Consider the following 20,841-nt stretch of genomic DNA (forward strand, 5'->3'; position numbering starts at 1 on the left):
CTTATTCCCCCATCTCATCTTGCCATTGATACACCCGCCAAAGGGCGAAATAGATTAACATCATCACCGTTGGGAAAGCGTAACGACTCTGCCCCTCTGTGATAAAATAGATGCCGGCAAACATCAAGAATGTTATCAAGAGGGTAAGTTTCTCTTTATTGATTCTTCTTGGCCCCTCTCCACCCCAGCGGAAAAAGCCTCTCAGAACCCGCCAGGAATAACTTAGTATGCCGATGCAGCCCAGCCAGAAGACGGGGGCCCGCACCAGCTCGGAGGTCAGGAATAAGAAAAACAATAGCCAATTACTCCCTGGAGCAGTAAGGAACACTTGAATACCTGGCACCGTGAGCGCCGTCCCTCGCAAGGCATAATTAATATCTCCGAAGAACAGAAAGGTGCGGGCAAGCCGCTTTATTCCCAAGCCGACAAATTCAACAGGATGGCCTGCGATCCACTCTTTGGCTGCCGCGCTAAGCATCTTATTCTTTTCAAGGGCATTGGCCTCCTGATAGGCCGATGTCTTAACCAGAGAATCAGCAACGTCCTCGGCAGGCATCCAGCCTCCCACTTTATTCTGAGAGTTGTTGTTGATGTAGAGAACAATTCCGCTGTTGTTGGAAATATAGCAAGACTCCCCAAATATCTTAGAATTTCGGTAGAGCCAGGGGGATAGCACGACAAGAGCAACGAGAAGCACGATTCCAGACCGCTTAAGGCTCTGCCAGAAATTCCTCTCGCTTAAAACTTCGACCAGGAAGACGGCCAGAACGAAGGCCAGAAAAAAGGGCTTCACCATGGCATTGAGTCCCGTCAACAGGCCAATCCCAACATACTTCCAACGAAGATTGGAAAAGTAGAGCAATAATACCGAGAGCAGCCCTGTGGTAAAAAGAATTTCCGAAGCCACTAAGCTATTGTAGTAAACATTCATCGGGAATAAAACAAAGAGCAAAAGGAAGGTATTCCGCAGCCTCCCCGGGATGGAGATCTTTTTAAGCAGAAAATAGACAAGGATATTATTTGCTGTGCTCAGGGCAATATTTAAACATTTGGCAACCCAGAGCGAACTCCCGAACAGCTTATAAAAGAATCCCAGGAAAATAGGGTAACCGACAGATGTATAGGTATCGCCCCATGGGCCGCCAGCGGCAATTTGGGTTGCTAAGTGGTGATAATATGAGAAATCCGAAAAAGGCACTGTGGGTACCAGCATGACCCACAGTACATCAGCCAGCAAACCAATGAGCAGAATCCAGAACATCACAACACCCCTAATACTAAATCATGAAGCTTAAGAGTCCACAAAACATAGAGAACCCAAAGCATAACGACCGCGATGAGATGCCTGTCTTTAGTGACAAGTTTGGATGGATCTCCCGCCTCACCTTTATGAATAAGATAAAGATAGCGGAAAATACCATAGATTACAAAGGGCACTGAATAAATGATATTGGTGGTATGATGAAGAGCCACCGTTGCCGAATCGAGAGTATATAGACTGTAGGTAAAGATAACCCCTCCAGCCGTAATCCCCAGCAATTGATTCAGCAACCCGGGGCTGTATCGTTCTAAAACAGGCCGATGCAATCCGGCATCCACGCTTAATTCGTTCAACTCAGAACACCGCTTTCCGAAGCCCATAAAAAGAGCTACCATAAAGCCACATAATAAGAGCCACTCTGAAGGGGGAATTCCCACTCCCCAGGTTCCCATGAGAATCCTCATCATAAAGCCCAGGGCAATAATAAATACATCGATGAGAACAATCCGCTTAAGCCCCTTTGTATAAGCCAAATTCTGGGCAACATACAAAACAAGAATTCCGGCAGCAATTTTTGACACATGCCAGCCCAAGAGAAGTCCCCCCAGCAGAAACAGTACGAAAATCAAGCCTGCCGCAGAAAGGGTCACCCGATTTGAAGCAAGGGGACGCTTACGTTTAATCGGATGATTCCGATCATAATCTCGATCGACAAAATCATTCATCACATAGACGGCGCTGGAAACAAGACAAAAGGCCACCGCAGCAATGATGACCTTTAGAATCAGGTGTTGGTTAAGGTTTTGAGTAAAAAGCAGACCGATGAAGACAAAGGAATTCTTAACCCATTGCCGTGGACGGACTAATTGAGCAATTGCCTGCATAGTATTCTTCTTTTGCGGGTCGAAATCAGGTTTTTTATCCTTTAAAGTTTCCAACCGGGCAATCAATGACATACACACCCTATCTATTAATCTCAAACAATAATTGTAGATAGTCGTTGCTATTCAGATTAGATATTCGACCAATCCTTCTCACTTCCTCTATTTCTTAATAATGTTCCAGAAATTGTTTTTTGCGTTTTACAACCCCAAGCTTGTCTTATATGATTATCTGGAGAGCAAATTAGAGCGGGATGCCCAGTTGATAAGGAGGGTTGATAAGTTGGATAACGGCCAATTTCAGGAGCTGAGCCATTTCCCCGGTCTCTAAGATGGCTTAAAGAGAACCCGATCCTCTTCTTCTGTGATGGATGCCTCATAATGATCCGGCACTTTTTCACCTGTCTCCACAGCCTTGATCTTCATCTTTGTTTCCTGGGTCTCAACTAAATTGCCCAGTATTTTTCTTCGCTCTGAAGTGGCCGTTATCAAAGAGCATGATATCCCCATCAGGTAAAACGACGCAAGCATGCTGCTCATACTGCCAGTCAAATTCCCCTTCCCCAACCGGGGTAAAGAAATATTTGTCCACCATGTCCTGGGGCCATCCTTCAGGATCCCCAATGATCCAGTTTAACTCACCTGTATCATAATCAAGGTTGATCACCACATCCTGGTGACGACCGGAGAAGCTTAAGCTGTGTGTCTTCTTATCATACCAAACGGCGTTATTATGAAACCAGTCGTGGGCATCCTGGCTTCCGGAACCGGCTACATCCTGGGGCAGGACCTTTTTATAATCCTATGACTTGAGAATTACTCCCGTTTTGGCATCCAGGAGCACGCACATATCTTCAACCGTACCTGAGTAGAAATCAAACGTAAGCACCAGAATATTGCCATCTTCCATGACAAATTGATCATGGTGGTATCCGCCGGATAGACGGTATTCTTTGAATATCTTCCCACTAAAGGCCATTTCATAAAGACCTGTGGTGAAATAAGGTAATTTGACCAAACGCTCCGTACCCATGAGAATATGTCCATTGGGCAACGCTTGAGATCAAAGGCAAAGTTCCTTGTGGCATACCAGCGAACTTCTCCGGCATAGTCATAGCCTACAGGCATAGCCTTCATCGCCGCGTCAGAAACATCAGATTGCTGCCCATGTATTCAGGGGTGGTCTTAATCGAGATGGCCACCGGGACATCGGGATGAAGAGGCTCGGTCTTAAGGGTTACTGAAATTCAATACTTCTTTGCCTTGATAGCGAATGATGCAAAAAAAGATAATCCAGACAATAGTCACGCCCAAAGGCCCTAAAGTTGCCAAAAGGTTTACCACCGGATTGCTTTTATCCAGGAAGCTCGGTATCAGCAGCATGATGAGATACAACGGTATCATAATCAGCATAATCTTCTGGGGCCAAACCATCGGGGGCAGCGGCTGTTCTCTGGCCAGCTGATCAGCATCGACACCCTTAAGCTTGTTGACATCCGGACGCAGGATAGATTTCAAATTGGATATTGGATAAGAATTTTCTTTTTCACACATATACGCTTTAATCTATTTGATGGTCTATATCAAGGTATTTTTGAGGAAAATTGAGCTGTTGGTATATAATGAGAGGATTTCATACGGCAAAAAGAGTCCGAGAGCATTTATAAACAGGCAGTGATTCAGACGGTAATTAAATTTGCGCATGGCAAACAGAGCGGGAAGCAACAAATACAAATTCCTCCATATCAAATATCCCAGTTCTCATAGGGTGACTGCTGTGAAAAATCATCTTCATAAGGCTTCTGCATGCTGTCATCCACCATACTCGAGGTCTGATACTTGGTTAACAGCTTCCCACCACTCAAAGCTTCTGTGCGGTTGAACTTGAAGCATAATGCTGCCAGGTGGAGGGTCATGGTTGTCCGGCAGCCAGAGATTAAGATGAATCAATATCTTTTTTATGGCAGCTTCATCCTCAATAAACGATATTATCCTCATTTCGCCGTTGCACTTCGGACATAATAGAGGATTAACATGGTAGATTTTCTGAATAAGCCGTGCCCAGTTTTTACGGAATTTCTTCCTTCCAATATTGGAATCAACTATTACTTGAACAGAATCAGGATTATTGCCGTCTTGCTTCTCCTGTTCTTCCTTCTTCCGCATACCCCGCGATTTGTTGGAGTAAAAGCCATAGTACCTGACCATCTGTTCACCCCTGCCGGGAATGTGGGTTACAAGCCTGGCCAGAAAATCGAGAGCTGTGAAGGTTTCGCTTAACTTGCTGGTCTTGCCTTCATAGATAACCCTGGCTTTTCGGTCGGCGGAATCATGTTCCGGGATGTATATCATCCTTTCCTGGAAAAAGGGTGCCCGTACGATATATTGCGAAAGCTTTATGCAACGCTAATGATATTATCTAAATCGATACGTATTGCCTCTCCGGTTTTTTCAATTGAATTGATACGAATATCTACATCATATGATTTAATTTTTACTCCAATTCACACCAATTCACGAGCAATTTAGATGCAATTTGTCATATTCCAGCTGCTGCCGGAGGATTTTTGCAATTCAGCAGTTACCACCGTTGAGTAGGAGTCAAAATAGCCGGCGGCAGCTCCTACACAGGTGGCCAGGCCCGATGAGCTTATAGCTAATCCCGGATTTAAATAGGAAATGTACGTAAATTGAGGAGAAATAATTCCTTGTGGATTGACGTTTGCTGCCTCATTATCCGCGTAAACCGGAACTGCTGAGACAAGGGTCATAAGGAGCACAAGAAATCATACAGAAAAATTGTTTCATAAACTAAAAACCTCCCTTAATGTCTTTCATTATATAAAGACAAGCAAGGAGGTTTTTTGCAACACATTTTTTAAATTTTAATTTATATATTTTACTCCTTCAGAGATTTTCATTGCCACATCCTGGTTTATCTGAGCCCGAATCATAAATATACGGCTATTCATTTCCCATATGATTGTCACCACTGAGTTCTTTTCCACCAGTGTTCCCTCATGACCGTTTATATCGACGGTTTTAGTGACTGAAGCATTCTCCGTATCCAGCGCAGGCCTGTTGCCCTCAGTTAACTCCGTATAAGTAATAAACTCTCCCCGTTCGTTCTTAAATTGGATTTCGTTATAAATTTTACTTCTGGATATATCAGTGGCTTTATAGCCATCCGGTATATAAGTCGGAACATAGTCTTTGGTCCAGTTTACGACCGGATTTTCTCCGTTCAAACTATTCTCGTTCTCTTTTAGTTCAAAAGACGTATATTGCTGCTGGATATCCTTTAAGTAATTGAGTACCTTTACTCTCAAGGCCTGCACACTCGTAACTGTGGTAAACATAATGACAAGCATGATCAGTATTGCTACTGCCGCTTTGTTTAAAATCTTCAACATCTGTTGTCTTGTAGCATAAGTTTGTGACTTTTTTAACCGAGTATCCAGTTGCCGGCTAAATTTTTGAATTGCCTCTTTTGAAGGAGCAAATTCGGGATCATTTTTGAGTTTTTCCTTTTCCTCCAGGAAAAGCTTCCCTTCCCTTTCGGCAGCATCGTGCATAACCAGCTTAAACAAACTGTCCTCATATTCTTCAAAAAGTTTTTTTCGAATTTGATCCGGACGGTTATTTGGCATAATTATCCATATCCTTGCCAATCATTTTTTTAGCGTTTTTACGGGCTATGCTTCTCGCGATATCAATAGCCTCAGACTGTCTATCTGTCTTTATTGTTGCTTTTGTATTTCCAGCACCCTTAACTTGCCAACCACCATCCGAAAGTCGCGAGGGATATGCTTTTAAGGGAGTAAGATCACACTTAATCTTACTCCCTTGTAAGAGCTTCGTAACGGTCAGATGATGAGTTCAATAATACTACAAACAATAATAGCAAATTAAAGCGTAAAACTAAATGACTACTTAAACATTAGAAGTTGGCTCGGATCGACGTCAAGGGCTTTAGCGATTCTGTAAATGGCAATAATAGATAAACCATAGACAGATGTACTTTCAAGATGGCTGATGGTAGCATAACTCAATTCCGATTTTTCGGCAAGCTCACTCTGACTGAGGCCTCGCTGCTTCCGAAGAAATTGAATTTTAAAACCTATATTCTTCAAAAATTGATTCTCTTCCCTGCTATACGACTTGCTGCTGATAGGGGACATATGATTCCTCCATTAGATACAACAATATTATATCTAATTTTATCTAAAATGGAATTGCAAGAATACGCATCATGGAGGTATAATATTGTAGTTATACTACAATATTAATTCATTTTCGTCCAAGAAATAGTAGAGGAAGGAGAATTACATTGTTAAACATTTGTATATGTGACGACAAGCTTATCCAGCGTAAATATCTGATGATGCTAATTCAAGAATATGAAACTGAAAATGACGTCAAATTCAAACTTTATCAATTTGATAGCGGAGAAACACTTATTGAAAAGTTCAACGAGGATAAGGAATTTTTTGATCTTTTCTTCCTTGATAACTATATGAAAGGAATGACCGGACTGGAAACGGCTTTACATATTCGGCGCGACAACACTGCCTGCCATATAATTTTTGCAACGGCTTCCGATGAGGCTAATGCTTTTATGGCCGCTTCTCCACTTCAAATACTGTCCAAGCCTGTCCAAAAAGAAGATGTTAAGTCCATACTAAATAAAGTATTAGCTTGGAAAGCCGGCGATAGTTACAGATTGTGAGCTTCTTATGTGTATATGTAAGCATTAAAGCGCAGCGCATTCCCTGTCTATCACCTCGCTACGAAGACCACAAAATAAACCTGACCCGGTAATTGAGTTGCCACTGGTTGGAAGTGATTACTTGCATCTTTAATTTTGAGTAAACGCATGTTAATAATTGTCTATTATCATGGATTTGCGTATAATAACTTAAGAGGTGAATCGCTTTGAAAACGAGTGTTATAAAGGGTAAAAGAAATCATAAAAGAGTAATCTCCAGTGTCAGAGCTTCAATGGCGATGGAAGGATTGCCACCAAGTTTACATGCTCAAGCACTTGGCAAACTGTACCTTGAAGATAAAATTACCGGCAAAGAAGCAATTGCGAGGATAAAGGAAAGACACTCTGCTAAATTCGGACTATAAAATGGGTAACGGCTTTTCAACTTATGACCCTTTAGAAAATCGACAGTCAATCTACTGTTATAAAGGAACGGATATATTAATTAACAAGGAAAACATCCGTGATGCAAAAGCTCTGGCTGAGTACGAAGCAGATATTACAATGATTCGGCAATATGAACTTGAAAATGAGCAGACTGTAAAAGCCGAAAGGTAAATTTGGCATTACCCATTTAATACGGATTCATAAATATATTTTTCAGGATGTTTATCCTTTTGCAGTGGAATGGCAAAAGTATCAGGGAATTCATACGGCAGTTGGCTTTTGAAAATGTTACATCATTTAATTGTTCCTTGATTACAAGTGAAGTCTTGTTAGAGACGATGATTACTGCGGTTAATAAAAGTATTGAACCATTCAAGTTGTATCTTTGAATCCATAGAAAACAAGTAACTACACAAAGCAATCAAACGCACCTAGGGCTAGGTGCGTTTTAAATCGGCGTAACTTTTTGTTTCGCGAAGGGTCATGGACAACCAGAGATTGTCTTAAACGTTAGCCAATAATCCTGAATGGTACTTGGGTTCGAACCGTACTCCGGAACTTCAACACCTACTTAAATAGTTCCTGCTAGATTACCTTTCATTCAACTTAATTCGAAGTCAATCAATCAACAACTGCATTTAATCAGATTAAGCTTGACAGTTAATAATTCAGACGTATAATTCAAGTATCTAGACTTCCATTTCAATTACATAGACTTCCAAAATTAAATCTAAATCGAGAGGATTTATAAGTATGAATGAAGCAGCTTATAGATTTCCGGCAGTAAAAGGGGTTCAGGCGGGCACCGAATACTATATTTCTATGGTTCCTCTGGCTACTTTGTCTCGGTTATTTATGTTCAGTGAAGAAGAACTGCCGATCGAAATACGAGCGCAGAGAATATTAAATAAAGGACGCATCCCTGAATTGCGGGACTATATTTTAAACAATCCCAGGTCTTATGTTTTTTCTGCTCTTACAGTATCCATTGATGGAGAGGTACAATTTGAGTCAATGGATGAGAGCGATAAGGATTGCAAGATTGGCAGGATCAATATCCCTATGTCCTCTCGTTTCCTTGTAAACGATGGGCAACACAGAAAGGCAGCCATCGAAGCCGCCATTAAACAAAACCCATTATTGAAACATGAAGATATTTCTGTCGTCTTTTTTAGTGATATGGGACTAAATCGCTCGCAGCAGATTTTTTCTGATCTTAATCGTTATGCTATTCGTCCCACTAAATCACTTAATATACTTTTTGATACTCGGAATGATTTCTGCACAATGATCTGTGAAATGATAGATGAACTAAAGGTTTTTAACGGCTGGGTTGAGAAGGAGCGCTCGTCTATTCCGAACCGTTCAAGAGCATTGTTTACCTTGAGTGGGATTTATCATGGGACAGAGGCTCTCCTCAATAACTTTACTAACCTTTCAATTGAGCAACAAAAGGAAATAGCGTGCAAATTTTGGACTTGTGTCTTTGAATATATGCCAGAATGGCAAAACGTTATATTCCAAAGAAAGAAATCTGCCGAGTTACGTAAAGAATCTGTTTCGGCTCATGCTATAACTTTGATTGCCTTAGGTAGAGTTGGTAACACTTTGCTTAAGAATCATTATGCATTTGACGTACAACTTCCCCGTCTCATGGAGATTGATTGGCAAAAGAGCAACCCCGAATGGATTGGCAAAGTTGTTGTTGAGGGTCATATCTCAGGTACTAGGAGCAGTACAAATGCACTTACTGAAGCCTTGAATAAAATTCTTTTAGATAGACGGTGATGAACGTGGCAAAAGAATCTTTAACAAAACAAGATATTAAAAATATCACCGAACTCATTCAGCAATTATACTTGGAAGATTCAATTCCTTGGGTATGCGGATATAGTGGTGGTAAAGACTCTACAGCAACAGTACAACTTGTCTGGAATGCTATTTCTCAGTTACCTGAAGAACAGCGCAATCATAAAAGTATACACGTTATTAGTACGGATACTTTAGTCGAATCCCCAGTAGTTGCAGCATGGGTCAAACGATCTTTGAATACAATGCGTATGGAAGCTGAGACAAACGGAATACCCATTCAGGTACACCGCTTAACCCCTTCAATTGACAATACTTATTGGGTAAATCTATTAGGCCGTGGTTATCCATATCCACGACGTAATTTTCGTTGGTGTACTTCCCGTTTAAAAATTGATCCTGCTAACCATTTCATAGAGAATATGATTTCAGCAGCAGGTGAAGCGATATTAGTGCTTGGAACACGCAAAGCTGAAAGCACGGCTCGTAAATCCGTCATGGATAGCTATGAACGCCGCCGTATACGAGAGCATTTGAGTCCGAATGGCTCAATGCTTAACTCTTATGTATTCTCACCTATCCAAGAATGGACAAATGATAATGTATGGCAGTATTTAATGCAATATCCTAATCCATGGGGTCACTCCAATAAAGAATTGTTGGCCATGTATCGCGGTGCAACGGCTGATGGTGAATGTCCATTGGTGTTGGATACAGCAACACCCAGCTGTGGTAATAGTCGCTTTGGTTGCTGGGTATGTACTTTGGTAGCTGAAGATAAATCAATGGCAGCTATGATACATAATGACGAAGAAAAAGCATGGATGCTCCCTTTGCTGGACTTTAGAAATGAAATTGCAGCTAATTTTGCGACAGACCGCCAGCGACGTGACTTTCGTCGCATGCACGGTAATCTTACGTATCATAAAGGTAGACTGGTTCATGGTCCATACACCAAGAAAACACGAGAACATTTGCTTTATAGCCTACTTGAGGTTGAAAAGTATATTAAGAACGAAGGCCCAAAAGAATTAGAAGAACATCCTTTGATCACAATAGATGAGCTTCGTGCAATCCGCAGACTATGGCTCGATGAGAAACATGAGTTTGAGGATACGCTACCCCGAATATATAAAGAAGTAACCGGTCAAGAGTTTATTGATCCAACTATACCGGGCAATAAGTATTATAGTAAAGCAGAATGGGATATTCTATCAGAAACATGTGTAGAGTTGTATCCTGAACATGAACTACTTCTGGAAATGCAAAGTACTTTGCTGGATATAGAAACAAGATATACTATGCAAGCAACTCGCAGGGGAATTAATACGAGCTTGGAAGGAGCAATTAAACGAGCGTTTTTTAAAAACGAAGAAGATGCTTTAGCCTTCTTCGTAAAGCATAAAGACCTGAATGATGAACCCTCCTATGAGGATGATGAAGAGATTGGAGGGTAATCATATGATACTTAAAAAAATAGAGCTCCAAAACTACGGCATATATAAAGGAACCCATGTAATCGACTTTCCTGATTGTACGGATCATCAAGCAGTAACTCTGATTGGCGGTCTAAACGGACGAGGGAAAACTACTCTTCTTGAAGCAATATCTTTAGTTTTATATGGTAATCGTGCATTGCGATTTTTACAGGATGAACGCATCAGTTATTCTGAGTATCTACGCAGTCATGTGAATAAAAGCGCCCAAGATCAACAGACTTCTATCACATTGACAATTTTACAGGACGAGAAGAATTCTGAAGCTATTACAATTCGACGTTATTGGTCTATAGGAAAAGGTAAAATAACCGATAACTTAGTAGCCCACAAGAACATGGCAATAGACCAATATCTTTCGGAAAACTGGGATTATTATGTTGAAGAAATACTCCCGCTTAACATTTCGCGCTTCTTCTTCTTTGACAATGAGAAAATATCTCAAATCGCAGATGACGATAGCTATGAAAGCGTAAAAGATTCTATCAAATCTTTATTAGGGCTAACAACAATCGATCAATTAATTGTAGATATGAAGAAGCTAATAAAGCGGATAAGTAACAGCAAACATACCTCGATACAATCTGAAGTTCACCAAAAGGTTATTGATACTCAACAAGAAATTGATCAATGTGAGATAGAGATTAATCATTCCGTTACTGTTATGGCGCGATTTAACCGCGAGGCTGGCCAAGCCCGTAAACAGCTAGCAGGTCTTGAAAATGACTTCTGGCGCCATGGAGGTAATCTTGGTCTTAATCGTAAAGAAACCGAGTTAGACAAGAATCGATTAAATGAATTATTATCCAAGAAAAAAGAAGAAGTCATGGAAATGCTCACTCACTCGATGACTCCTTTACTACTTTGCAAACCGTTACTTGAGCGAACATATAACCAGGTTCAGCAGGATGAACGCGCACGATCAGCAAATTATTCTACAACGATTATTGAGCAACTGAAGAAGATTCTACCGGCTTCCGTTAATGAGAAGCATACCCAACAGATCATATTGGATTTTTTGTTAAAGGCTCAGAGCGAGCTGCTTAAAAGTTATTCTGGTGGGAAACTAGCAGAATTATCACCTGTTACACAAAGTATGTTTTCTACAGTCGTCGGTCGCTCTGCTCTTCAGTTAAATGATATTTCAAAGCTTATTACGAGTATTCAAGACCTTGATAATCAAATAAATCAAATGGAAATACACATGAGCCTAGAAGTAGAGTCAAATGATGTTAAAGCAATTTGGAAGGAAATGCGCCGCTTGACCCAAGAGGTTTCCAAATTGGATATGCAAATTAAGTTTGAGGAAGAAAAGCAACAAATGCTTCTAAGACGTCAGGAGATGCTCGAAAATCGGCGCAAGACTGCTCTAAAAATTGGCAAATTCGAAGAACAAGGTCAAGATGAATCTATGCGCATGATAAAATATGCGTCTATGACTACTGAAGTTATGGAAGTCTTCAAGGTTCGCATACAGAATAAACGAATTAAGGAACTTGAAGAGCAGATATTTGATTGTTTTTCCTTCATTGCTCAAAAAGACAGCATGATTCAGCGAATTGAGATTAACTCCGAAACTCTGGATATTCGGCTCGTCGATTACCGTGGTGGTGAATTGCTAAAAAGTCAACTTTCTGCCGGCGAGAAGCAATTATTTGCAGTATCGATACTATGGGGACTGGCTAAGTGTTCTGGATATCAAATGCCAGTCATTGTCGATACCCCATTAGGTAGGCTGGATTCAAGCCATCGCACTAATTTCGTGAAGCGCTATCTACCCCATGCAAGCAGGCAGGTCATTGTTCTTTCAACTGATGAAGAAGTCAATGGCCAATACTATGATCTTATCAAGCCGCATATAAATGGACTATTTTTGCTGGATTACGATGAACAGGATAAAAGCACATCCATCCGTCCGGGATATTTTGGAGGACAAAAACAATGATCGTCAAACAACTGAAGCTATCTCAGCAGGAAAAAGAAAGACTTATCCGTCTTAAGGCTAAAACAGGCATCTCTCAATGGAATGTCCTTTGTAGATGTGCATTGTGTTGGTCATTGGATAATCCAGCCATACCTATGGGGCCAGAAATACCTTCCGACAGTAATGTCGAAATGAGTTGGCATACATTCGGTGGTGAGTGCCATGAAATATACGATGCCATAGTTAGGCAGCGTTGCAAAGAAGATGGTTATGATAAGGATCAGGCTACTATAGCCAGGCATTTTAGATTACACCTAAATAGAGGCATCAATTTTCTTGCCTCGAAAAACGGACCCAAGAACAGCCAAGAGCTTCTTGCATTAGTACTCCCGCAGAAATGGAGTTGATAATATGCCGATCTATCTTGATTATTGTGCTTCTGCTCCAATTGACCCCCGCGTACTGGAAGAAGTCACTCGGATATTTAAAGATGTCTATGGAAATGCAGATAGCCGTACCCACTTGTATGGAACAAGAGCAAAGGAAGTTGTGGAAAAGTCACGAAAGACGCTGGCTGATCTTCTTGCCGTCGATAAGTCTGAAGTTATTTTTACCAGCGGTGCAACCGAAAGTGATAATATGGCTATTCTCGGTTTAATGGATTATGGTATCGAAACTGGCAAGAAACATTTGATTACCACAGCCATAGAACACAAGGCAGTACTGGAATCGATGCACCATTTGGCAAACAAGGGCTTTGTACTCGATATTGTATATCCAGATGCTTCCGGGCGCATTAAGGCTTTTGATATATTAACGAAAGTAAGGCCGGATACATTACTCGTTTCAGTAATGCATGTTAACAACGAAACTGGGATTATTCAGCCTATTGTGGAGATTGGTTCGGAGCTTGCTAAAAAAGAAGTACTTTTTCATATTGATGCAGCACAATCCTTCGGAAAACTCAATGATGAGCTGCGTGCGACTAAATATGACATGCTCAGTCTTAGTAGCCATAAAATACAAGGACCACAGGGTGTCGGCGCAATAATTCTCAAAAGGAAGAAATATAAAAGGCCCCCCATAAAACCATTGTTTTATGGGGGGAAGCAAGAATATGGATTTCGTCCAGGTACAACGCCGGTACCACTTGTCTCAGGATTCGCCCTTGCAGCAGAGTTGTGTGAAAAAGAGCATTTCTCGTGGATTGAAGGCTGCCAGCTTGTAAAAGAACAGTTTTTAGATGCCATTCATAATTTGAACTATGTCATAAATGGCGACCAAGATTACTGCCTACCAAATGTAATCAATATCAGTTTCCTTGGAGTAGATTCCGAAAGTGTATTTGCTACACTGAAAGATCATTACGCTTTTTCTAATGGCTCTGCATGTAATTCTGGAAATTATAGCTCCAGCCATGTATTGACTGCAATGGGATTGAATGAAAATCAAATAAGTTGTGCGTTACGTATATCATGGAATAGAGAAGGTTTTTCTTTCATTAACTTAATTGAATTTGTAAAAAACCAGATTTCCTAATAACTTGATATTATATTATTATCCAATAAATCTACTTTCCATATAATAAGGAAAGTATCTATATAACTCCATATATTTCTGAAGATCTTCTTCATTAAGCCCAAATAAATCTATATCAGCCCAATTTTCACAAGGCATTTTAGAATTTATTTTTTGAAGTTCTTTATATGTTAAATTAGGCAAATAAATGTCATATGGTTGCGTAATATCCTGATTAAAAAGGAATTCATAAAATTTTGCTTCAGTGAAGACAGTTTCATTCTCTTTTCTTATTATAATACCCCCAGTTGTAATCATAGGGGCACCATCTTTATATGTAAAATACACCAATTGCTTAAATATCAACTTCTTTTCCTCTTCTGCAATGTTTCTATTCTTCTCAATCAGTGCTTCATTTATTTTGTTATTAATCATTTTGTTTATTAAGTTATGGAATATCTTGCTTCTTATATCAGTTTTTTTTGCATCAATAGGTACATCTTCCATAAACTCTTCCTTAAATTTCACAAATCTATTTTCAATATGCTCATCTATGCTATAGCACCTATTGCAAGTAACTAGAATTACGCTATTAGGCAACATACTTAGCACTACATTCTTTATATCATTAAGCATAGACTTAGAGAATATTTTATCATAATCTAACCAAACGATCGACTCCGAATCCCATGTAATTTGATTTATTGCCTCTGACGAATTTTTAAATATCATTTCTATACATTTAAATGGTTTGTTAAATTCAAATCTTTCTTGCTCCTTTTCTTCTGTTGCATTCTCTTCTATACTTATCATTTTTTCTATTCCTAATTCTTTATGAAATAAATTAAAGTCAATAAAATACCTAGCACCAAACCCTATATATTTATAATTATTAATTGGAGAGAATAAACATAGTTTTCTAAATATATCACAGAAAAATTTTCTTTCAATACTTTTCGCAGGCCTGAGGTAATAGTTAATACTTTGTCTTTCCACATTGCCCATTAATCTATTTCCTCCATATCGTAAAAATATTCGAAGGTATATCTTCCAACATCTGCATTTGAAATAAGTTTTGCAGCTTTTTTGACTTTCTCCACTCTTTCTCTTTCCTTATAATATGTAATAGTAACATAATCACTAATCTTCTTCTGAATGACTTGACTAACCATAATTTTATCCGTTAAACCTGATACGTTTATATCCTTAATATCTATGTTTTTTGCATTTTTCAATAGTTCTTTGTTAGCTTCTACTGCAATTTCGTCGGACATTTTTTCATCAACACTTTCCTCTTTCAGAACTGCTAACTTTCTAATTGATTCGAAAACAAGTTGCATAAGCTTTTTCATAGAAGTTTTTGCTGCGATGTATACATTTGACTCTGTATCTACCCCTGTCTTAGTTGTGTTCCAAGGTAGCTTATCAGAATCAATAGATTCAAAATAAACAAAGCCTCTAAAACGAGCATAAGATGTATGAAATGCTGGTATTCCATCTTCGCTCCAACCTGTTAAACTTGTTTGATCAGCAAAAACTACTAAGCGATTATTACAGTATAAATACCAGCCTGCTAGCTTAGGAGATCCAGCTTCACCAATACCCGTATATATTTTTATTGAAACATCTTCAATTTCTAATTCCTTATATGCAGGTCTAAAATTATCATCAAAATATAGTCCGTTAAAATAATACTCAAGTTTTGTATTATTAAGGACTTATTTATCTGATCTATATATTCTTGATATTGCTGATAATTATCAGGAAAAATTTCTAAGCTCATTTTGACTAAATCGAAGATTTGGTCATTACTAATTAATTCTAGATTGGAATAGGCATCCAAATTCTATTTATTTCATCCCAATCAATAGACAAATTATAATAGCCAACATTTTCGCTTATGAATGGGCAGCCCAAGGAATCTACAACCCAACATTCAGGTTTATTCTCTAATCGATTATAGAGAAACACAAACGTCACAAGTTGATATCTCTGTTTTATACAAGTTTGAATAATAGAATCAAAATCTTCGAATATATATTCTTTATATAGAGATATTCTTTCTTCATCAACCTCCAATATGACTTCAATTGGTACATCCATTAATTTATCATATGTCAGTCTAATAAGTTCATGGTTATCATAATAGTCATCTTCATCAATATCATATTCAAATCGATCTTTATATCGAGATAGAAATTCATTACAAAACATAATAATGCCTCTATTCGTTTTTCAATATTATAAATTCAAAAAAATATTATTTTAATTCGCTTTGGAATATCATGCTTATATATCCACTCTTGAACTTTCGGTGTTATATCTTCAAGCGTCGCTTGTAGATCACGCACTTTTCCAATGAATATTTTAATGTCATCATCCGCTCCAATCTGATCCGCCATTTCACGGCCTTTCTGAAGTTTTGCTTTGAAGGTAATTACATCACTTGGGTTGATCGGAAACGAAGTAATACCATTCTCCAACGTTGTTGCAATGCTGATCGCTTCGCTTTCATTAGTCATAAACTGACTAAATGTATTGAGTAATGATATGACCTGTTCCGTTGAGTTTTTTAAACTGTTTACCCATAGCGAATCCAAATGCCTTTTGAAAGCAGAAACGTTCTTACTAACACTCGAAACCGTTGTTGCCTCCAAATAACCTTCAAGTGTTTCTGAAAGTACCATTTGAAGTGAAGCTATAATGTCATTTCGCATGATTGAATCAACAGAAACATCCATCAGCCGGTTTGCTTCGGCTGTAGCTACTGTTTTCAGATATAAATCCATGGTCATAAGGGATTGCAGCACTTTGGTCATATTAGTAGTAAAGCGCTCAGTATCCCTTACACGGGTTTGTGCAATTTTCGTTGTTTCTAACTTTCTACTCGCATTATCCAATATATCTTCAAGCATTATTGTCACCACCAAACTTCTTCATCTGTTCTATAAGTTCTATCAAGCCATCCTTGAGTTTATCGAGTAAAGTATTATCGGTGGTTGTCGTGCTGCGAAGATTCTCTAAATCCCTTTCCGCTTTTTCAACCGCACTGTTAGCTATCTTTTCAACTTCTCGTATAGTGTCCAATGCCTCTTTCATCATTTGACATGGGTTTGATGAAAAAAAGGCCAACTCCAATGAAAATTTCTCATCATTAACTAAGTCAGCTGCCCTCTTACATATACGGGCGAGTAAAGTTGCATTTTCCTCAATTTTAACAACATGCTCACGTAAAGGAGCTGGATAATACCCGCCATAATTGATGTTAAACGCATTGAGAAAATCAGCCATTTTTCTTGAGGCATTCACTATAATATCTCGACCAAGATCTTCCCCAAGCTCGTTCTTTAATTGTTCCAACATCTCTGTAGCTTTGCGCCTTTCATCGACTAACACGTCCTTGACGCCCGGTAATAGGGCTTGAAGTTGTCTGGCTGCACTAGTAAACAACTCATCTTTTTCAATTATTTTTTCAGGAAGCAAAGATGCTGGATCCCAATCAAGTCTCTTTAAGACCTTGAACGCATCATCAATTTGATCTCGATGATAAAGGTATTTACGTATCTCGCCCTGCCTGCTAACACTGCCCATATGCGTATTGGGTAAAGCAATCAACATATCCTTGTTTTTAGTTAGTGAATCAGAACGGTGCTTTTGATTTATATTCTTAAGCAGCCGCCCCCAAGCATCTTCAGAGTCGTTCCGAGAAACATTCGATGATACTGAACGCATAAATAGTTTTTTCAAAACAGTTTCGTCTTTTTCTGTATAGGTTAGACATCCTGTAATACCAAGCCGCAAAAATTCTAATGCCATTGAATGTTGAAGAATTATCATAGGTGATGTATCTGGTTCACCTTTTAGTCGTGAAATAATAGTTGCTTTATGGCTTTCAAGCCACAGTATCAGCTTGTATTGCATAAAAGCGGAATCCTTAAAATCCCACTTGGGACTATTATTATGACCCCAATGAGTAAGTGCAAGTAAAAGCCAATATCCTTCTTGGTTACGTTCAATCACAATCAAGGCTTGTTCTTTATCGCCGCTCCGCTGTCGTTGTCCTTCAATGAAGATGCTTCGCGTATTCAACCTTATGCCAACCAAATAGGCTGGAACACCTTCCATCTGCCAGTTAATTGCATCAATTACAAAATCGTAGATACGCTTACGAGCATCTGCAGAGTTAGCAAGAACCATATTATTCTGGTACCAGTTTTCTACATCATTTAGGTCATTCTGATACATTCTGGTGCGCTCTGATACTTCAGCAGTAACCTGCGGATCTTTCTGTTCCTTTCTCGGGCTGGTTTGATCACCATGTAGTGTGTTTCCTTGTGACTGGATACCAGACAGGTCATTAAAACCGAATAATTGTAAATATTTTACTGGTAATGTCCCTATAACTCTGTTTTCATCATTGCCAACTTCATGTAAAGTGCCATCACCCCAAATACATAGTAAAACCCTTAAGCGATTTTTTTCTTCATTTGAAAAATTCAGCATATCAAAACGTGCGGTGTGCTGCATTTCTAAGAACTGAACAGGACTTTCCCCAAGAGCACTCAATGAGATATTTGGAAATGTAGCATTACCTAATTGGAAATTAGCCCATGCACTCATCTGTATACGTATAACATCACGAATGAAAAAACGAGGAGCCTTTTCTGGTAACCGGTTATACAGCCCAAAGAGCGCCTTTTTAGTTAGAGGAAAAATTGAAAATAAAGCACCCTCAACATCCACACTTTCCCATGTGAAATCTGGCTGCCATGTTCGATATGGCAACTTCGCTGCTTCAGCTCCTTGGTTATACCAATTAATAGTTTCCTGCTGTGTCAAGTAAGCAGCATTGATATAGCGAGCTGCCATTTGAGCTAAAGTTTCTTCACTTTCAAAGGTAGCACTGTCAACAGTTATCTGATGTGTAACACGATCTTGAAAATTATCCCTAAAATGAGCACTGTAATACTCATCTGTAATACCTATAAGGGAAGTGACTCGGCATAAGTCCTGATATTCACCACCATGCTGAATCGATAATACTTTGATCAACTCTGAATCCATACCAGTAAAGGTAGTCATATCTTCTATTAACACCGTTAGAGCTTTACCTTCTCGTTTTAGGTCAAGCCTTAGTTGGTGAATCATTCCTTCGGCATCTCCCAAAGATAAATTGGCACAGGTCTGTATAACGGCTCGCGCAAAACGATTGAGATACGCGACCAGCTTTGCCGCACCATTTGCTTCTTTAACTTCCGCAAAAAACCGCTTAGTATTAGGATTACCTTTGCGCTGTATATCCTGCATTATTGAACGCATAGCGGTAAAATCATCCGCTTTAAATGTAGCTTCCATACCTTGAATACGCCCACTAGGTCGGGCGATAAGCTCATAAAAACGTGTGACGGGACCATCTTCACGCATCAAGAAATTCATTATTGTATCATCACGCAGGAAGGAAGCTAGCCGTTTTCTTTCCGCTGTCTTATAGCTGCTTTCTTCTTCCTCATTCTCAATCTTAATGATGAAATTATAGTAGATAGAAGATTTAAGTTCCCCTTCGTTTTTCATATCGCAGCTTTGAATAAAACTCTGAAGACGCTCTTTTAGTGCTGGGTCACTTACAACACCTTGATCAATCAGCTGACGCATTGCACCGCGCACGCTATTATCAATCCGTCTTATAAAAACAACCTTTTCGGCTTTGAGTGTCTCATCACGTCGATTACTGTGCAAGCGGGAGCGAATCCAACGAATCAGATGTGATTTACCAGCACCATTACGCCCACGCACAATTATCATACGGTGTTCATCGTTAGGGTTATATACCAACTGTTGGTAAATCTCCTCTTCGCTCATTTCTTTGGCAGTCGCAGTAGTACGCCCGGAGAATTGAACAGCAAGTCGGTTGAACGGCATATGAGTAGCCATAAAATCCCATTTCTCATTTACCATAACATCAACTTGAATAATTTCTTTTAATCTTTCACTTACACTATTCCATTCCATCTTTATCACCTCAAGATCCTTACATGAGACAGATCATTAATTATTTCTGACTCAAACTTATACATTTTCCACTTATAGGCATCAGGCTCAGACCTGAGCTCAATGACTTTCTGAGCATCAAGGGTTCGTAAACCATTTGATACCGCCAGTCCAATCTTATTTCCATCACGACTCTCTTTTATTTCTGGACACTGAGCTTCAAGCCAAAGCATGAATTCTTCGATAGGTATAGATTCGCTTAATCTTAAACTTTCTTGTATTTCTAGTACATCCAAAAATCTAATATAACAATTGGGAATCAACATTTGTTGATGCAAATAACCAACGCCCAAAAATGATGTCCAAAATCTCCACCCGAGCATGTCGTTGTCTGAAAGCTCCATTCCATTTTGATTGAACAAGACTGCAACAGATCCCCAGTTCGGACATTTCATCACGTCCTCAGCCAATTTAAGATATAGAGAAGTTGTTTTGAAATAGATCGAGTCTGCACGCGAGAAGGCAATCTTGGCTGAATAACACCTAAACGAAATGTGTTCTTCCAACTCCTTCGCAGCGTCAGTTACAGAATATCTACCTTCTATTTCTTTTACTAATTCAAGTTCCTGAGCTACGGTTAACGTATAACCAAAAATGTCTTTGCTACCATCTCCAAAAACTGAGCCAAGACATAGCTCCTGATACAAATCCTCACGATTACAAGGATTCCTTCTTACATAACGGCATAAGGCGAATACACGCTCTGGGGTAGGAAATTCACGCATTGTGTCTTTTCCTGACTTGAACAT

The 20,841-nt window shown here is 39.4% G+C and carries 22 protein-coding genes and 1 pseudogene; 8 read left to right on the top strand and 15 right to left on the bottom strand.

What is annotated here, in order from left to right; all coding sequences use genetic code 11:
- Position 1: 1 nt before the first annotated feature.
- The 9 genes and pseudogenes from LJE72_RS03940 to LJE72_RS03980 all read right to left on the bottom strand — a co-directional run bounded on the left by LJE72_RS03940 (position 2) and on the right by LJE72_RS03980 (position 6,323).
- On the bottom strand, positions 2-1,261 hold the full coding sequence (locus LJE72_RS03940) for a glycosyltransferase family 39 protein (protein ID WP_229246326.1): 1,260 nt from the start codon (positions 1,259-1,261) through the stop codon (positions 2-4).
- Complete coding sequence (locus LJE72_RS03945; RefSeq protein WP_312038890.1) at positions 1,261-2,208, bottom strand: decaprenyl-phosphate phosphoribosyltransferase; 948 nt, start codon at positions 2,206-2,208, stop codon at positions 1,261-1,263. The genes LJE72_RS03940 and LJE72_RS03945 overlap by 1 nt, the downstream gene beginning before the upstream one ends.
- A 235-nt stretch (positions 2,209-2,443) precedes the next feature.
- Positions 2,444-3,386, bottom strand: a pseudogene (locus tag LJE72_RS03950) (aryl-sulfate sulfotransferase); the annotation flags it as partial.
- Positions 3,373-3,696, bottom strand: a complete 324-nt coding sequence (locus tag LJE72_RS03955; RefSeq protein WP_229246328.1) for a hypothetical protein — start codon at positions 3,694-3,696, stop codon at positions 3,373-3,375. The gene LJE72_RS03955 and the pseudogene LJE72_RS03950, both read right to left, overlap by 14 nt.
- A 258-nt stretch (positions 3,697-3,954) precedes the next feature.
- A complete protein-coding gene (locus LJE72_RS03960; protein WP_312038891.1) occupies positions 3,955-4,542 on the bottom strand; it encodes a transposase in 588 nt (195 codons plus the stop codon).
- A gap of 125 nt (positions 4,543-4,667) precedes the next feature.
- Positions 4,668-4,913 (bottom strand): hypothetical protein, encoded by a 246-nt coding sequence (locus LJE72_RS03965; protein WP_229246330.1) that lies wholly within the window; start codon positions 4,911-4,913, stop codon positions 4,668-4,670.
- A 114-nt stretch (positions 4,914-5,027) separates the two neighbouring features.
- Positions 5,028-5,792, bottom strand: coding sequence for a DUF4367 domain-containing protein (locus LJE72_RS03970; RefSeq protein ID WP_229246331.1), 765 nt, complete (start codon positions 5,790-5,792; stop codon positions 5,028-5,030).
- Positions 5,782-6,012 (bottom strand): DUF2188 domain-containing protein, encoded by a 231-nt coding sequence (locus LJE72_RS26000; RefSeq protein WP_248286208.1) that lies wholly within the window; start codon positions 6,010-6,012, stop codon positions 5,782-5,784. Before LJE72_RS26000 ends, LJE72_RS03970 begins: the two co-directional genes overlap by 11 nt.
- 59 nt (positions 6,013-6,071) lie before the next feature.
- On the bottom strand, positions 6,072-6,323 hold the full coding sequence (locus tag LJE72_RS03980) for a helix-turn-helix domain-containing protein (protein ID WP_229246332.1): 252 nt from the start codon (positions 6,321-6,323) through the stop codon (positions 6,072-6,074).
- Between the two features lie 149 nt (positions 6,324-6,472).
- On the opposite strand from LJE72_RS03980, the gene LJE72_RS03985 reads away from it, so the two are divergent.
- The 8 genes from LJE72_RS03985 to LJE72_RS04020 all read left to right on the top strand — a co-directional run bounded on the left by LJE72_RS03985 (position 6,473) and on the right by LJE72_RS04020 (position 14,065).
- Positions 6,473-6,871: a LytR/AlgR family response regulator transcription factor gene (locus tag LJE72_RS03985; protein ID WP_229246333.1), complete on the top strand. Its 399-nt coding sequence runs from the start codon at positions 6,473-6,475 to the stop codon at positions 6,869-6,871.
- 206 nt (positions 6,872-7,077) lie between these two features.
- The gene (locus tag LJE72_RS03990; protein ID WP_229246334.1) at positions 7,078-7,275 is read left to right on the top strand and encodes an antitoxin VbhA family protein; all 198 of its coding nucleotides are present in this window, start codon (positions 7,078-7,080) and stop codon (positions 7,273-7,275) included.
- Position 7,276: 1 nt separating this feature from the next.
- Entirely contained in the window at positions 7,277-7,468 is a 192-nt protein-coding gene (locus LJE72_RS03995) for a hypothetical protein (protein WP_229246335.1), read from the top strand.
- Positions 7,469-8,050: 582 nt separating this feature from the next.
- Entirely contained in the window at positions 8,051-9,085 is a 1,035-nt protein-coding gene (gene dndB, locus LJE72_RS04000; protein ID WP_229246336.1) for a DNA sulfur modification protein DndB, read from the top strand.
- A gap of 5 nt (positions 9,086-9,090) precedes the next feature.
- Positions 9,091-10,563 carry a DNA phosphorothioation system sulfurtransferase DndC gene (gene dndC / locus LJE72_RS04005; RefSeq protein ID WP_229246337.1) on the top strand — a complete coding sequence of 491 codons (1,473 nt, stop codon included), beginning with the start codon at positions 9,091-9,093 and terminating at the stop codon, positions 10,561-10,563.
- A gap of 4 nt (positions 10,564-10,567) precedes the next feature.
- Positions 10,568-12,547, top strand: coding sequence for a DNA sulfur modification protein DndD (gene dndD, locus LJE72_RS04010; RefSeq protein ID WP_229246338.1), 1,980 nt, complete (start codon positions 10,568-10,570; stop codon positions 12,545-12,547).
- Positions 12,544-12,933: a DNA sulfur modification protein DndE gene (gene dndE / locus LJE72_RS04015; RefSeq protein WP_229246339.1), complete on the top strand. Its 390-nt coding sequence runs from the start codon at positions 12,544-12,546 to the stop codon at positions 12,931-12,933. Before dndD ends, dndE begins: the two co-directional genes overlap by 4 nt.
- A 4-nt stretch (positions 12,934-12,937) precedes the next feature.
- The gene (locus LJE72_RS04020) at positions 12,938-14,065 is read left to right on the top strand and encodes an aminotransferase class V-fold PLP-dependent enzyme (protein WP_229246340.1); all 1,128 of its coding nucleotides are present in this window, start codon (positions 12,938-12,940) and stop codon (positions 14,063-14,065) included.
- Positions 14,066-14,083: 18 nt separating this feature from the next.
- On the opposite strand, the gene LJE72_RS04025 is transcribed toward LJE72_RS04020, so the two are convergent.
- The 6 genes from LJE72_RS04025 to LJE72_RS04050 all read right to left on the bottom strand — a co-directional run bounded on the left by LJE72_RS04025 (position 14,084) and on the right by LJE72_RS04050 (position 20,841).
- Entirely contained in the window at positions 14,084-15,049 is a 966-nt protein-coding gene (locus tag LJE72_RS04025; RefSeq protein ID WP_229246341.1) for an O-methyltransferase, read from the bottom strand.
- Positions 15,049-15,396 (bottom strand): hypothetical protein, encoded by a 348-nt coding sequence (locus LJE72_RS04030; protein WP_229246342.1) that lies wholly within the window; start codon positions 15,394-15,396, stop codon positions 15,049-15,051. Before LJE72_RS04030 ends, LJE72_RS04025 begins: the two co-directional genes overlap by 1 nt.
- Positions 15,397-15,865: 469 nt before the next feature.
- Positions 15,866-16,258 carry a hypothetical protein gene (locus tag LJE72_RS04035; RefSeq protein WP_229246343.1) on the bottom strand — a complete coding sequence of 131 codons (393 nt, stop codon included), beginning with the start codon at positions 16,256-16,258 and terminating at the stop codon, positions 15,866-15,868.
- A gap of 35 nt (positions 16,259-16,293) precedes the next feature.
- Positions 16,294-16,959, bottom strand: a complete 666-nt coding sequence (locus LJE72_RS04040; protein WP_229246344.1) for a hypothetical protein — start codon at positions 16,957-16,959, stop codon at positions 16,294-16,296.
- Positions 16,952-20,053 carry a hypothetical protein gene (locus LJE72_RS04045; protein ID WP_229246345.1) on the bottom strand — a complete coding sequence of 1,034 codons (3,102 nt, stop codon included), beginning with the start codon at positions 20,051-20,053 and terminating at the stop codon, positions 16,952-16,954. Before LJE72_RS04045 ends, LJE72_RS04040 begins: the two co-directional genes overlap by 8 nt.
- A 5-nt stretch (positions 20,054-20,058) precedes the next feature.
- Positions 20,059-20,841: a hypothetical protein gene (locus LJE72_RS04050; RefSeq protein WP_229246346.1), complete on the bottom strand. Its 783-nt coding sequence runs from the start codon at positions 20,839-20,841 to the stop codon at positions 20,059-20,061.

This window comes from Desulfosporosinus shakirovi (assembly GCF_020595055.1).
GTDB lineage: Bacteria > Bacillota > Desulfitobacteriia > Desulfitobacteriales > Desulfitobacteriaceae > Desulfosporosinus > Desulfosporosinus shakirovi.